This window comes from Glycocaulis alkaliphilus (assembly GCF_004000605.1).
GTDB classification, from domain to species: domain Bacteria; phylum Pseudomonadota; class Alphaproteobacteria; order Caulobacterales; family Maricaulaceae; genus Glycocaulis; species Glycocaulis alkaliphilus.
In genome coordinates this window covers 1,838,534-1,853,123 of the sequence record NZ_CP018911.1, presented here as the reverse complement: position 1 = coordinate 1,853,123, position 14,590 = coordinate 1,838,534, and the positions used below count along the sequence as shown (strand labels likewise).

At 63.3% G+C, this 14,590-nt stretch carries 11 protein-coding genes; all 11 read left to right on the top strand.

Annotated features, from left to right (window positions below):
• The 11 genes from X907_RS08810 (at position 1) to dnaE (ending at position 14,413) form a co-directional block, all read left to right on the top strand.
• Positions 1 to 1,515 carry an NADH-quinone oxidoreductase subunit M gene (locus X907_RS08810; RefSeq protein ID WP_127567160.1) on the top strand — a complete coding sequence of 505 codons (1,515 nt, stop codon included), beginning with the start codon at positions 1 to 3 and terminating at the stop codon, positions 1,513 to 1,515.
• A 19-nt stretch (positions 1,516 to 1,534) separates the two neighbouring features.
• Positions 1,535 to 2,986 (top strand): NADH-quinone oxidoreductase subunit NuoN, encoded by a 1,452-nt coding sequence (gene nuoN / locus X907_RS08805; protein WP_127567158.1) that lies wholly within the window; start codon positions 1,535 to 1,537, stop codon positions 2,984 to 2,986.
• Positions 2,987 to 2,989: 3 nt separating this feature from the next.
• Positions 2,990 to 3,724, top strand: coding sequence for a biotin--[acetyl-CoA-carboxylase] ligase (locus X907_RS08800; protein ID WP_127567156.1), 735 nt, complete (start codon positions 2,990 to 2,992; stop codon positions 3,722 to 3,724).
• 5 nt (positions 3,725 to 3,729) lie between these two features.
• The gene (locus X907_RS08795; protein ID WP_127567154.1) at positions 3,730 to 4,512 is read left to right on the top strand and encodes a type III pantothenate kinase; all 783 of its coding nucleotides are present in this window, start codon (positions 3,730 to 3,732) and stop codon (positions 4,510 to 4,512) included.
• A 63-nt stretch (positions 4,513 to 4,575) separates the two neighbouring features.
• Positions 4,576 to 6,189: a ribonuclease J gene (locus tag X907_RS08790; RefSeq protein ID WP_127569424.1), complete on the top strand. Its 1,614-nt coding sequence runs from the start codon at positions 4,576 to 4,578 to the stop codon at positions 6,187 to 6,189.
• Between the two features lie 12 nt (positions 6,190 to 6,201).
• A complete protein-coding gene (gene mce, locus X907_RS08785) occupies positions 6,202 to 6,630 on the top strand; it encodes a methylmalonyl-CoA epimerase (RefSeq protein ID WP_127567152.1) in 429 nt (142 codons plus the stop codon).
• A complete protein-coding gene (locus X907_RS08780; protein WP_127567150.1) occupies positions 6,630 to 7,007 on the top strand; it encodes a DUF1467 family protein in 378 nt (125 codons plus the stop codon). Before mce ends, X907_RS08780 begins: the two co-directional genes overlap by 1 nt.
• 299 nt (positions 7,008 to 7,306) lie before the next feature.
• Positions 7,307 to 8,641 (top strand): proline--tRNA ligase, encoded by a 1,335-nt coding sequence (gene proS / locus X907_RS08775; protein WP_127567149.1) that lies wholly within the window; start codon positions 7,307 to 7,309, stop codon positions 8,639 to 8,641.
• Entirely contained in the window at positions 8,638 to 9,963 is a 1,326-nt protein-coding gene (locus X907_RS08770) for a lipoprotein-releasing ABC transporter permease subunit (RefSeq protein ID WP_127567147.1), read from the top strand. The genes proS and X907_RS08770 overlap by 4 nt, the downstream gene beginning before the upstream one ends.
• The gene (locus X907_RS08765; protein ID WP_127567145.1) at positions 9,956 to 10,636 is read left to right on the top strand and encodes an ABC transporter ATP-binding protein; all 681 of its coding nucleotides are present in this window, start codon (positions 9,956 to 9,958) and stop codon (positions 10,634 to 10,636) included. Before X907_RS08770 ends, X907_RS08765 begins: the two co-directional genes overlap by 8 nt.
• A 318-nt stretch (positions 10,637 to 10,954) precedes the next feature.
• Positions 10,955 to 14,413, top strand: coding sequence for a DNA polymerase III subunit alpha (dnaE, locus tag X907_RS08760; RefSeq protein ID WP_127567143.1), 3,459 nt, complete (start codon positions 10,955 to 10,957; stop codon positions 14,411 to 14,413).
• Positions 14,414 to 14,590: the final 177 nt, after the last annotated feature.

The following is a 14,590-nucleotide window of genomic DNA, read 5'->3' as shown; positions in this document are numbered from 1 at the left end:
ATGCTGGGACAACTGCCCATCCTTACTGCGCTGACCTTCCTGCCTGCGCTGGGCGCGGTGGCGATACTGGTCCTGCGCGCGCTGATGCGCTCAGAAGACCGTCCGGCGCTGGACCGTAATGCGCGTGGTGTCGCCCTGTTCGTGACGCTGTTCGTGTTCGCGCTGTCGATCCTGCTGGTGCTGGAGTTTGATACCGCCCAGCCCGGCTTCCAGTTTGTCGAGACGGCCGACTGGCTCACTGCCATGGGCATCAATTACCGCATGGGCGTGGACGGGCTGTCGGTGCTGTTCGTCCTGCTGACCGCCTTCCTGATGCCGATCTGTATTCTGGCAAGCTGGAAGCTGGAAAAGCGCGTGGCCGACTATATGGCCGCCTTCCTGCTGCTCGAAGCGCTGGTCATCGGCATTTTCTGCGCGCTGGACCTCGTACTCTTCTACATTTTCTTTGAAGGCTCGCTGATCCCGATGTTCCTCATCATCGGGGTGTGGGGCGGTGCCAACCGCATCTATGCGGCGTTCAAGTTCTTCCTCTACACCTTCCTCGGCTCGGTGCTGATGCTGGTGGCGATGATCTATATGTTTGTCGTCTCCGGGACGACCGACATCACCGTGCTGCTGGAGCATGAATTCCTGCGCGATGCGCAGATGTGGCTATGGCTGGCCTTCTTCGCCTCGTTCGCTGTGAAGATGCCGATGTGGCCGGTTCATACCTGGCTGCCCGATGCGCACGTGGAAGCGCCGACGGCCGGCTCGGTCATTCTGGCGGGCATCCTTCTGAAGCTTGGCGGCTATGGCTTCCTGCGCTTCTCCATTCCGATGTTCCCCGATGCCAGCGCCTTCTTTGCGCCGATGGTGATGGTGCTCTCGGTCATCGCGATCATCTACACCTCGCTGGTCGCCTTCCGGCAGACCGACATCAAGAAGCTGATCGCCTATTCGTCGGTCGCCCACATGGGCTTCGTGACGATGGGTATCTTCACGATGAACGCGCTGGGCGTGCAGGGCGCGATCTTCCAGATGATCTCCCACGGCGTCATCTCCGGCGCGCTCTTCCTGTGTGTCGGCGTCATCTATGACCGCTTCCACACGCGCGACATCGCCTTCTATGGCGGGCTGGTTCACAAAATGCCGGTCTATGCCGCCTTCTTCGCCCTGTTCACCATGGCCAATGTCGGCCTGCCGGGCACTTCGGGCTTTGTCGGCGAGATCATGACCATGATGGGCGCGTTCGAGTACGACCCGCGCGTCGCCTTTGGTGCCGCCTTCGGTGTGATCGTCTCGGCCGTCTACATGCTGACCCTCTACAAGAAGGTCGTGTTCGGCGAGATGACGAACCCGAAACTGGAGTCGGCCACCGATCTCGACTGGCGTGAGTGGATCAATCTGGGTGTGCTGGCCTTCCTGGCTATCTGGCTCGGCTTCTTCACCACCCCGATCACCGACATCACCACCGCTTCGGTCGAAGCGCTGATCTCGCAATATCAGGGGGCGCTGGCCGCCTCCGCCAACCCGTAAGCTTCAAGGCTTGATGCCCATGACCGGATCCATGCTTCTTGCCGATCTCAGCCTCATCGTTCCTGAGCTGATCCTCGCCGTTGGCGCCATGGCGCTCCTGCTGGCGGGTGTCTTCATCAAGGGTGAGGAAACGGCCGCGCGTCTGGTGTCGCTGGCGGCGATGGCGCTCCTGATCCTCGCGGCGGGCGTGGCGGTGTTTCTGGCCCCGCAAGGTGGCGGCACGGCCTTCTTTGGCGCATTCGTGCTGGACAGCTTCTCGCTTTACGCCAAGGCGGTTGTCTATCTGGCGGCGGCTATCGCGCTGGTTCTGGCTGGCCATTACCTGCGCACCGAGCGGCTGGCGCGTTTCGAGTTCCCGGTGCTGATCCTGCTGGCGACGCTTGGCATGTCGGTCATGGTGTCGGCCGGCGATCTCATCGCGCTCTATCTGGGTCTCGAGCTGCAATCGCTGGCACTCTACATCCTCGCCGCCTTCAACCGTGACAGCCTTCGCGCCTCGGAAGCGGGCCTGAAATATTTCGTGCTCGGCGCGCTTTCCTCCGGCCTGCTGCTCTATGGCGCGTCGCTGGTTTACGGCTTTGCTGGCTCCACCGAGTTTGGCGCGATTGCGCTGGCGGCGGAAAACCCGTCTGTCGGCCTCATCTTCGGCCTGGTGTTCGTGGTCTCCGGCCTTGCCTTCAAGATCTCCGCTGCGCCCTTCCATATGTGGACGCCGGACGTCTATGAGGGCGCGCCGACGCCGGTTGCTGCCTTCTTTGCGACCGCGCCGAAGCTTGCCGCCATGGTGCTGCTCATCCGCGTGCTGATGGAGCCGTTTGGCGCGATGTCCGACCAGTGGCAGCAGATCACGATTATTCTGGCGATCCTCTCAATGGGTATCGGGTCGCTGGGCGCGCTCCTGCAGACCAATATCAAGCGCCTGATGGCCTATTCCTCCATCGGTAATATGGGCTATGCGCTGGTTGGTCTGTCTGCAGCCAGCGAGGCGGCTGTGTGGGCCGTTCTGCTCTACATGACGCTCTATGTGATCGGTGTGGCCGGCGCGTTCGGCGTCATCCTCTCCATGCGCCGCGCTGAGGGCATGGTGGAGCGGATCGAGGATCTGGCGGGTCTCTCCAAGTCCCGCCCCGGCCTTGCGCTCGCCTTTACGGGTCTGCTGCTGTCGATTGGCGGCATGCCCTTCCTCGTCGGCTTCTTCGGCAAGCTGTTCGTGTTCTATGCCGCCGTGCAGGCGGGCCTTGTCTGGCTGGTGGTACTGGCCGGTATCTTCTCCACCGTCTCGATTGCCTACTATCTGATGATCCTGAAGCGGGTCTGGTTTGACGAACCCACAGGCGGCGAGTTCCTCAACCCGCCCGCCAGCGTGGCCGTCATCACGCGCGTGACCGGCATTGCGACCGTGGGCCTGCTCCTGCTGGTGCCGTTCATGCTTAACCGCGTCATCGAGGCGGGTTCGGCCATCGGCGGCTAGAGCGTGCTGCGGATCGATCACTACGCCGAGCTGGATTCCACCAATGAAGAGGCCCGCCGCCGGGCGCTCGCAGGAGAGCGCGGGCCGGTCTGGATACGCGCAGACCGTCAGGGGGCAGGGCGCGGACGGCGCGGCCGCACCTGGGTAAGCCAGCCCGGCAATCTCTTCATCACCGGGCTTTACGTGCTCGATACGCAGGCCGGTGATGCGGCGCGGCTCTCCTTTGCCGCAGCCCTGGCCGTCGCCGATCTCGTCGAGGAACTTGCTCCCGGTCTCAATCCGCGCCTGAAATGGCCCAATGATGTGCTGATCGAGGGCCGCAAGGTCTGTGGCATATTGCTGGAATCTGGCGCGGCTCCGGGCGGCGGTCTGTGGCTGGCTGCCGGGATCGGCGTCAATCTCGCCCATCACCCGGAAGATTCCGAGCGCCCCGCGACCAGCCTTGCCGCCCATGGCACCAAGCCTGACCCGGCCCATGCCGGGGAGCGGCTGGCCCATCATTTCGATATTTGGCTGCAGCGCTGGCAGGTGAGTGGCTTTGCCCCGATACGCGATGCGTGGCTCGCCCGCGCGCACGGGCTCGGCGAGCGGGTCGTGGCGCGGCTGGAGACCGAGACGGTGGAAGGCATATTCGCCGATCTGATGCCCGATGGCGCACTGCGGCTGGATTTGGCAGATGGCACAAGACGGCTTATCTCCGCAGGCGATGTCTTCTTTCCGGCTAACCCACAAGGCTGAACGCGATGCTGCTGGCGATTGATTGCGGCAATACCAATACGCTGTTTGCCGTTCATGACGGCAAGGACTGGCGCGCGCAATGGCGCACCGCCACCTACAGCCCGCGTACGGCGGACGAATACGCGGTCTGGCTGGCGCAGCTGATGACCCTGCAGGGCCTCAGCTTCGACGATCTGTCGGCCTGCGTCATTTCATCAGTGGTGCCGCAATCCCTGTTCAATCTGCGCAATCTGTCAAAGCGCTATCTGAAGACCGATCCGGTGGTGATTGGTGATGCAGGCGTCAATCTGGGTATCAGCGTCAATCTGGACAGGCCGGGAGAGGCAGGTGCGGACCGTCTGGTCAATGCGCTGGGTTGCCGGGTGAAGTATCCCGGCCATCTCATCATTGTGGATTCCGGCACGGCGACGACCTTCGATATCGTGTCCGCGGACGGGGTGTTTGAGGGCGGGATCATCGCGCCGGGCATCAATCTCTCCATGCAGGCTTTGCACAATGCGGCGGCGCAGCTGCCGCGCATCGCCATCGAGAAGCCTGATCGCGTGATCGGGAAGAATACAGTCGGCGCCATGCAGTCTGGCGTGTTCTGGGGCTATATCGACCTCATAGACGGGCTGATCGGGCGTATCCGCGCCGAGTACGGCCAGCCCATGAGTGTCATCGCAACCGGCGGCGTGGCGTCGCTCTTTGAGGGCGCCTCGCGCGCTATCGATCATTTTGACGCGGATGTGACCATTCGCGGTTTGTTGGAAGTCTGGCGCCTCAATAGCGTCCGCAAAGGAGCCTGAGGCGTGAGTGAGAGTGAAAACACGGTCTATTTCCTGCCGCTGGGCGGTTCGGGCGAGATCGGCATGAATCTGAACCTCTACGGCTTCGGGCCGGAAGAGGACCGTAAATGGATCATCGTTGATTGCGGGGTGACATTCGGTGATCTGACGACGCCCGGCGTTGACGTTATCATGCCCGACCCGCGCTTCATTGAAGAGCGCAAGCATCAGCTTCTGGGCATCGTGCTGACCCATGCCCACGAAGACCATATGGGCGCGGTGGCCTATCTCTGGGAGCGGCTGCGCTGCCCCATCTGGGCCACGCCCTTTACCGCCTATCTGATGCGTGACCGGCTGGCCGAGCGCGGCCTGTCGAACGAAGCCAAGGTCCGCGAGATTTCGCTGACCGGCCGGTTCGACATCGGACCGTTCGACCTCGAACTCATCACGCTGACGCACTCCATCCCGGAGCCGAACGGGCTTGCCATCCGTACGCCTGCGGGCCTGATCCTGCATACCGGCGACTGGAAGATCGATCCTGAGCCGCTGATCGGCGCACCGACTGACCCCGAAGCCATCAAGGCGCTGGGCCGCGAGGGCATTCTGGCCATGGTGTGTGACAGCACCAATGTGTTCACGCCGGGCGAGGCGGGCTCTGAAGCAGGCGTACGCGAAAGCCTGACCAAGGTCATCGCCGAGCAGAAGGGCAAGGTGGCGATTGCCGCCTTCGCCTCCAATGTCGCGCGCCTTGAAACGGCTATCCTGGCGGCTGAGGCCAATGGGCGGCGCGTCTGTCTGGTTGGCCGCTCCATGCACCGCATGGCGGGTGCGGCGAAGTCCGTGGGTCTCCTGCAATCGTGCGCGCCCTTCGTCGAAGAGGAAGAGGCGGGCTATTTCCCCAGCGACAAGATCGCTTTTGTCTGCACAGGCAGTCAGGGCGAGCCGCGTGCGGCGCTCTCGCGTATTGCTGACCGTTCGCACCGTAATGTGACCCTCACCGAGGGTGATACGGTCATCTTCTCCTCGCGCGTGATCCCCGGCAATGAGCGCAGCATCTATGATCTGATGAACCGGCTGGCTCTGCGCGGCGTGAAGATCATCACCGAGCGCGACCGGCATATCCACGTGTCCGGCCATCCCTGCCGCGATGAGCTGAAGCAAATGTATGAATGGGCGAAGCCGAAAGTGGCGATCCCCGTGCATGGCGAGGCGCGCCATCTGATCGAGCACGCGGCCTATGCAAAACAGCTGGGCGTTCCCTCCGCCGTCATCCCGAGCAATGGCAGCCTGATTGCCATCAATGCGGACGGCGCGCGCATTATCGATGAAGCCCCGGCGGGCCGCCTGCATCTCGATGGCAATTTCATCGTCGATGCCGAGGCCAGCTCCATGCGCGAACGGCGCAAGATGGCCTATGGCGGCGCGATCAGCGTGGCGCTGGCGGTCTCCGGCAAGGGCGAGATCGTTTCGGGGCCGGACCTGCGGGCGCTGGGTGTGCCCGATACCGGCGGTGATGATATGGATGAATTCCTCGATGCTCTGGCCGATGCCGCCGAGCGGGCTTTTGCCAAAATGGGTAACAAGGCGCGCCGCGACGAGGACGAGGTGGAGGAAGTGGTGAGACAGGCCGTGCGCCGCGAGGCCAACCGGCTATGGGGCAAGAAGCCCGTCGTCGAAGCCATGGTGTTGATGGTCTAGGGAAGCGCGCTCATGAAAATCGGACGATTGAACCATGTTGGCGTAGCCACGCCGGACGTGAAGGCGGCGGCGAAAACCTATGCCGATCTTTATGGTGCCATTGACGCGACCGAGGCGAAGGATTTCCCCCATCTGGGCGTGCGCGTCGTGTTCGTCTCCGTGCCGAACATGCAGATCGAGCTGATCGAACCGCTGGGCGCCGACAGCCCGATCCACAAATTCCTGGAGAAGAACCCGAAGGGTGGCCAGCACCATATGTGCTTTGAAGTCAGCGACATCGTGGCGGCGCGTGATGCAATGCGTGAACGCGGCGCGACAGTGCTCGGCACGGGCGAACCCTATATCGGCGCGCACGGCGTGCCGGTGATCTTCGTCCACCCCAAGGACACGGGCGGCGTGCTGGTCGAGCTGATGCAGGCACCGGATGAGGGGGCGCACTGATGGCAGAGCGTCCGCGCGTGCAGGTTCAACCCGCGTTTCGCTATCTCGGCCTGTTTCTCAGCGTTCTGGCGCTGGTGATCATGTTCGCGCAGTTATTTGTCACCTCCGGCGAGGTGGGCTTTGTCGAGGGGCTGGTGGTCTATCTCATCACCTGGTGGATCGTGATCTTCACGGTGCTGCCCTTGCGCATACAGGGCCAGTACGAGGCGGGTGACATTGTCGATGGCAGTGAGCCCGGCGCGCCGGTCAATCCGCGCCTTAAGGAGAAGGCGCTGTTGACCACCGTCATCACCAGCGTGCTCTGGCTGGTTTTCTTTGCGGTGATGGAGTTGGGCCTGATCGACCTCAACACGCTCTGGGGGCCTGAGTACCGGTAGCCTGCAGTCTGGCTTGCCTGCATTGATTTGTGCCGGTGATTCATGCTCGGAGCGTGCTGCTCTTTCCTCCCCCGTTTACGGGGGAGGTGCCTTCGAAGAAGGCGGAGGGGGGAGGTTTTCGTTTTATCCCCCCCTCGGTCCTTCGGACCACTCCCCCCGTGAACGGGGGGAGAAACCCTGAAGGCACGGGCCATGACACGTTTCAACCCCCTTAGCCGCAATGCGTGCCTTGCGGGCGTTGACGGTGCGGTCTAATCGTTGCTCCAGTTGTTCAACCGCCCTGACGCGAGACCGTTTCCATGCGCCTTAGCCGCTTTTTCCTGCCCGTCCTGAAGGAAACGCCTGCCGATGCGCAGATCGTCTCGCACCGGCTGATGCTGCGCGCCGGGATGATCCGGCAGGAAGCGGCGGGCATCTATTCCTGGCTGCCGCTGGGCTTCCGGGTGCTCAAGAAGATCGAACAGATCGTGCGCGAGGAGCAGGACCGGGCAGGGGCGATCGAGCTGCTCATGCCTACCCTGCAGCCGGCCGATCTCTGGCGCGAGAGCGGGCGCTATGAGGATTACGGCAAGGAGATGCTGCGCATTGTCGACCGCCATGAGCGCGATCTGCTCTACGGACCGACCAATGAGGAGATGATCACCGCGATCTTCCGCTCATACTGCCGGTCCTACAAGGACTTGCCGAAGATTCTCTATCACATCCAGTGGAAGTTCCGCGACGAGATCCGCCCGCGCTTTGGCGTGATGCGCGGGCGCGAGTTTCTGATGAAGGACAGCTATTCGTTCGATCTGGACGAGGCATCGGCCCGCCGCGCCTATAACCGCATGTTCGTGGCCTATCTGAACACGTTCGACCGGCTGGGCCTGAAAGCCGTGCCGATGCGCGCCGATACCGGCCCGATTGGCGGCGACCTCTCCCACGAATTCATCATCCTGGCCGAGACCGGCGAGAGCGAGGTGTTCTGCGATTCCGCCCTCGTCGATATGGGCGCGCCGGGCCTCGACGTCGATTTTGACGGCGATCTCCAGCCCCTTGTCGACGCGCGCACCTCGCTCTATGCCGCGACCGAGGAAATGCACGAGGCGGAGCGCTTTGCAGCCGAAGTGCCCGAAGAGCGGCGTCTGTCCGCGCGCGGCATTGAAGTGGGCCATATCTTCTATTTCGGCACCAAGTACTCGGCGCCGCTGGGCGCGAACGTCACCCATCCCGACGGCAAGGACCGCCCGGTCCATATGGGCTCCTACGGGGTGGGGGTGTCGCGCCTGCTGGGCGCGATCATCGAAGCGCACCATGACGAGGCCGGGTGTATCTGGCCGGAAAGCGTTGCGCCGTTCGGCGTGGGCATCATTAATCTCAAACCCGGTGACGCCGATACCGATGCGGCCTGCCAGAGCGCCTATGACGCGCTGGTGAAGGCTGGAAAAGACCCGCTGCTGGACGACACCCATGAGCGTCCGGGCGGCAAGTTTGCCACCATGGATCTGATCGGTGTGCCCTGGCAGCTCATTACCGGTCCGCGCGGGCTGAAAGAGGGCAAGGTGGAGATCAAGCGCCGCGCCACCGGCGAGCGCTTTGAGGTCAGCCTTGAAAGCGCACTCTCTCAGCTGACAGCGGATCAGGCGGGCAAATGAGTTCAGCGAAAGCACAGCCCGGCAATAGCAAAGGCGCAGGCGCGTTCAGCGCCTGGGAATTCCTGCTGGCTTTCCGTTACCTCAGAACCCGGCGCAAGCATGGCGGTGTGACGCTCATATCAGTGATTTCCTTTATCGGTATCACGCTGGCGGTGACCGCTTTGATCGCCGTCATGTCGATCATGAACGGCTTCCGCCACGAATTGCTGTCGCGCCTGCTGGGCGTGCAGCCGCATGTCTATGTCTATACCGCTGAGAGCGCGGCGCTGACGGGTGATCTGGTTGACCGGATCAATCAGGTGCCGGGCGTGCGCCAGGCCGGACCGATCATCGCGGCGCAGGCCCTGATCAGCTCGGAGCGCGGCGCTTCCGGGGCGCAGGTGATTGGCGTGCGCCCGTCTGACCTTGGCCAGTTCGATCTCATTGCCGGTGAAGGCGATGCGGCCGCAGCGGGCGGCGGCATCGTGCAAGGGTCTGCTGATGACTTCGGTGTCGGCCATCATGGCGGCGACGGCATATTGATCGGTTCCGGCATCGCCGCGCAGCTGGGCGTCAGTGCAGGCGACACGGTTACACTGCTGGCACCGCAGGGTGCGTCTACGCCCATGGGCACAGTGCCGCGCCGCAAAAACTATGTCGTGGACGGTGTTGTTTCCATGGGTGTTCTCGATCTCGACCGGATCTATGTCTTCATGCCGCTGGAGCAGGCCGCTTTGTTCTTCGGGCGATCGGGCGGCGCTGATTATATCGATATACGCGTGACCAATCCCGATGCGCCTGAGGCGGTGGTGGAGGCTGTGCGCCAGCTCGTGCCTCCCGGCACCGCCGTGTTTGACTGGCGCCGGCAGAACCAGTCCTTCTGGACCGCGCTGCAGGTGGAGCGCATGGCGATGCGCATGATCCTCTCCATCATCGTACTGATTGCGGCGATGAACATCATTTCCGGCCTCGTCATGCTGGTGAAGAACAAGAGCCGCGATATCGCCATTCTGCGCACGATGGGCGCGACGCAAGGCGCGGTAATGCGCGTTTTCCTCATCTCCGGCGCGGCCATCGGCGTGTTGGGCACCATTGCGGGCATCATTCTGGGCGTGCTGATCGCCGTGTTTATCGGCCCGATACAGGATTTCCTGGCGTTCGTGACGGGCGTCGATGTGTTCGATCCGTCCGTCTATCTGCTTTACCGCCTGCCTGCGCGGCTGGACTGGGCTGAAGTGGCGTTCGTGGCCGTGTGGGGTTTTGCGACCGCGCTGATTGCCACGCTGCCGCCCTCCTGGCGGGCAGGGCGGATCGATCCGGTGGAGGCGCTGCGCTATGAGTGATCCGGCCCTTTCCATTCGCGGCCTGGTGCGCCAGTACCAGACCGATGCCGAGTTGATCGAGGTGCTCAGCGGGGCCGATCTCGACCTGATGCCTGGCGAGCTGGTCGGCCTTGTTGGCCCTTCGGGCTCCGGCAAGTCCTCGCTCCTGCACGCGGCCGCGCTTTTGGAAAAGCCCAATGCCGGTTCGGTGCATGTTGCGGGTATTGACGGCCTCGCGCTGAACGAGCGCGGCCGCACCGCGCTGCGTCGCCGCGAAGTCGGTTTTGTCTATCAATTCCACCATTTGCTACCTGAGCTTGATGCGCTCGATAATGTCGCCCTGCCGCGCCTGATCGCAGGCGAGAGCAAGGCGAAGGCGCGCGCCAAGGCGCGTGACTGGCTGACAAAGCTGGGGCTTGGCGCCCGGCTGACCCATCTGCCGGCGCAGCTTTCCGGCGGGGAGCAGCAGCGTGTCGCCATCGCGCGCGCGCTGGTGGGCGAACCGCGTGTGGTGCTGGCCGATGAGCCGACCGGCAATCTCGATCCGGCGACCTCCGATCAGGTGTTTGACGCGCTGGCGGCGGCGTGCCGTGAGGCGGGCGCAGCGGCGCTGGTCGCCACCCACAATCTCGCATTGGCCGCGCGGATGGACAGGGTCGTCACGCTGGAGAATGGCCGCGTCGTCGCGGCCTGACGGCCTCGCATTTTCCTCATGAAATCAATAGGGGCGGACATTGTTTCTGCCGCCGGGGCGATTCGGCTTGACGGCGGAACAAAAAGCGAATACTTCAAGTGGAACAAACAGGGAATATCGCAATTTTCAACAGGAGTTCTCACATGAAGCGCTTGATCGAAGAGGCCAGCACCGCCTTTGTTACGCTCGGGTTCGTTGCCGTTGTGCTGACATGGAGCACGGCGCTCATAGGGTAGGGCTGTCATGGCAAGTCGGTGGCGCGCCCGAATCCGGTGAGACTTTCAATCTGTCTGACGGTCAGGGCTACAGGAGACGGGTATGAACGACAGTGCATTCGTCCACCTGCGTAGCCGTTCGCCCTATTCCTTGCTGGAGGGGGCCACGCGCATCCCGGAGCTGGCAAAGCTCTGCGGCGAGATGGACATGCCTGCGCTGGCGCTGACCGACAGCAATAATCTCTTCGGCGCGCTGGAGTTTTCCGAATATCTGTCCGGTGCGGGCGTGCAGCCGATCATCGGCTGCACCCTGTCTGTGAAGCTGGAATCGGAGAGGCCCGGGGAGAGAATTGTCCCCACTGGCACGCTCGTCCTGCTGGTCCAGAATGAGGCCGGCTACCGCAATCTCGTTTCGCTCTCCTCGTCAGCCTATCTCGATGTCGGACCCGCTGATGAACCTTCGGTGCCGCTCAGCGCGATCCTCGAACACAGTGACGGGCTGATCTGCCTCACGGGCGGATATGACGGCGTGCTCAACCGTCTGGTTGTCTCCGGCAAGGCACCGCGCGCCGAGGCCGTGCTGGACCGGCTCTGTGAAGCGTTTGCCGGGCGGCTCTATATTGAGCTGCAGCGCCATGGGCGGGCCGATGATGTGACCGCCGAAGACTGGCTGGTCCCTGTGGCCTATGCCCGCAATTTGCCGCTGGTGGCGACCAACGAGCCATACTTCGCGACGGCGGAGCGCCATGAGGCCCACGACGCGCTGATGTGCATCGCGCAGTCGACCTATGTGATCGTCGATGACCGCCGCAAGGTCACGCCCGCGCACTATTTCAAAAGCGGTGCTGAAATGGCGGCCGTGTTCGCCGACTTGCCGGAGGCTATCGCCAATACGCTCGACATTGCGCGCCGCTGCGCCTACCGGCCGCGCACAGGTGACCCAGTGCTGCCGCGCTTTCCGGGGCTTGAAGGGCGCACCGAGGCCGAGGAGCTTGCCGCGCGGGCGCGGGACGGGCTCAAGGCGCGGCTGGCGGCCGTGGAACCGGCAGCGTCCCTCAAGGAATACGAGGACCGGCTGGCCTTCGAGCTGGGCGTCATCGAGCGCATGGGCTTCCCCGGCTACTTCCTCATCGTTGCCGACTTCATCCAGTGGTCGAAGGCGCAAGGCATTCCGGTCGGGCCGGGCCGGGGCTCGGGTGCAGGCTCGGTCGTAGCCTGGGCGCTGACGATTACCGATCTCGATCCGTTGCGGTTTGGTCTTCTGTTCGAGCGCTTCCTGAACCCCGAACGCGTCTCCATGCCGGACTTCGATATCGATTTCTGTCAGGAGCGCCGGGGCGAGGTGATCCGCTATGTGCAGGAGCGCTATGGCTCGGACCGCGTGGCCCAGATCATCACCTTTGGGACGCTACAGGCGCGCGCGGTCGTGCGCGATGTCGGCCGGGTCCTGCAGATACCGTTCCCGGTCGTGGACCGGATTGCCAAGCTGGTGCCGAACAATCCGGCCCAGCCTGTCACGCTGGCCGAGGCGGTGGACACCGAACCCAAATTGCAGGCCATGCGGCGCGAGGATGCAGCCGTCGACCGGCTGATGACGGTCGCCCTCCAGCTCGAAGGCCTCTACCGGAACGCGTCCACGCACGCAGCCGGTATCGTGATCGGTGACAGGCCGCTGACCGAATTTGTGCCGCTCTACCGCGATCCGCGCTCTGATATTCCCGCCACCCAGTTCAACATGAAATGGGTCGAACCCGCGGGGCTTGTGAAGTTCGACTTTCTGGGCCTGAAAACGCTGACCGTGATGGCGCGTGCGGTGGAGTATATCAAGGCGTCCACGGGCGAAGACATCGATCTGGATGCGGTCCCTCTTGACGATCCTGCGGCCTACGCGCTGATGGCGGCGGGCAGTACGATCGGTGTGTTCCAGCTGGAAAGTTCCGGCATGCGCGATACGCTCAAGAAGGTGAAGCCGGACACGTTTGAAGACATTATCGCGCTGATCTCGCTCTATCGTCCCGGCCCGATGAAGAACATCGACATCTATGTCGAACGCAAGTTCGGCCGGTCTGATCCTGACTTCCTCCATCCCGATCTGGAACCCGTCCTGAAAGAGACCCACGGGGTCATCATCTATCAGGAACAGGTGATGCAGATCGCCCAGATATTGTCGGGCTACTCGCTCGGCGAGGCCGATCTCCTGCGCCGCGCCATGGGCAAGAAGAAGAAGGAGGAGATGGACAAGCAGCGCGAGCGCTTCCTCAAGGGCGCTGCCGAGCGCGGGGTGAGAGAGGATAAAGCCTCCTATATCTTCGATCTCGTGGCCGAGTTTGCCGGTTACGGCTTCAACAAATCCCACGCGGCGGCCTATGCGCTCATCGCCTACCGGACCGCCTGGCTCAAAGCGCACCACCCGGTCGCCTTCATGGCCGCGCTGATGAGCCTGGACGCCGCCAATACCGACAAGCTGGCCGTGTTCTTCCAGGAATGCCGCCATATGGGCGTTTCTGTGCTGGGGCCGGACATCAACCGTTCGCTGGCCGATTTTTCGGTCGAGGACGGTGCCGTGCGCTATGGGCTAGGCGCGGTGCGCAGTGCCGGCATGGGCGCGATGGAAGAGGTCGTGCGCGCGCGCAATAATGGCGGCGCGTTCGCGGACCTTTATGATTTTGCCGCGCGCGTGGATGCGCGCAATGTCAATAAGCGCCTGCTGGAGACGCTGGCGCGGGCAGGGGCATTCGACGGGATTGAGCCGGATCGCGCGCGTGTCATGGCTGCCGCAGAAACATTATGCGCGATTGCGCAGGCCGCGCAGGCTGAACGCGATTCTGCGCAAGTTTCCCTGTTTGGCGGGGGCGGGAGTGATCCGGTGGCGCTGGAGCGTCCGCCTTTACCTTCCTTCGAGCCGTGGGAGGCCTCCCGGCGTCTGGACGAGGAATTGGCCGCTATCGGCTTCTATCTGTCCGGCCACCCGCTTGATGCGTTTAGCGAAGTGCTGGCGCGGCGCGGCGCGGTGGGCTGGTCAGAGCTGGTCCAGCGTGTACAGGAGGGGTCTGTAAAGGCGGTGCGCATGGCGGGCATTGTCCGCCGCCGGCAGGAGAAAATCTCCCGCCGTTCCAATGAGCGCTTTGCCTTCCTCACCCTGTCTGACCCTAGCGGCGAGTTCGAGGCGCTGGTTCCGCCGCGCGTGTTCAATGAGGTGCGTGACCTTCTGGAGGCCGGGCAGGGGGTTCTGGCGACGTTCAAGGTCGAGGACCAGGACGAGCAGATACGGCTTATCATGGATGGCTGCGAGCCCCTGGAAGGGCTGCTGCGCGAGGCGCAACTGCCGGGCCTGTGTGTTGAGGTGGAGGATGTGGCCGCGCTTGATGGCATCCATGCCCGGTTGTCACGCCTGGGCTCTGCCGGAAGCGAGGGGCGCGGGGTCGTGGTGCTCGATTTGCCGGTTGAGGGGCGCTCGCGTGCGCGGGTGCGGCTGCCGGGCGGATACCGGCTGGATCCGGCCTTGCGCAGCGCCCTGAAAGAGGTGCCGGGTGTCAGCGCCGTGGAGGCACTGGCAGTCTGACCGGCCAGGCCGGTCAAATTCCGGCCGGCTACCGCAGACAGGCGCTTGTCTGCAGGGCAAAGCACGCCTATAAGCGCGCCCGCAATCCCGCACGTGGGGCAACGGCAGGTTCGGTATTCGAATCCGTCGATCCGGTGCCTGGCTTTTCCTGTTTTACAGGAAGACCGGCTCCGCCCT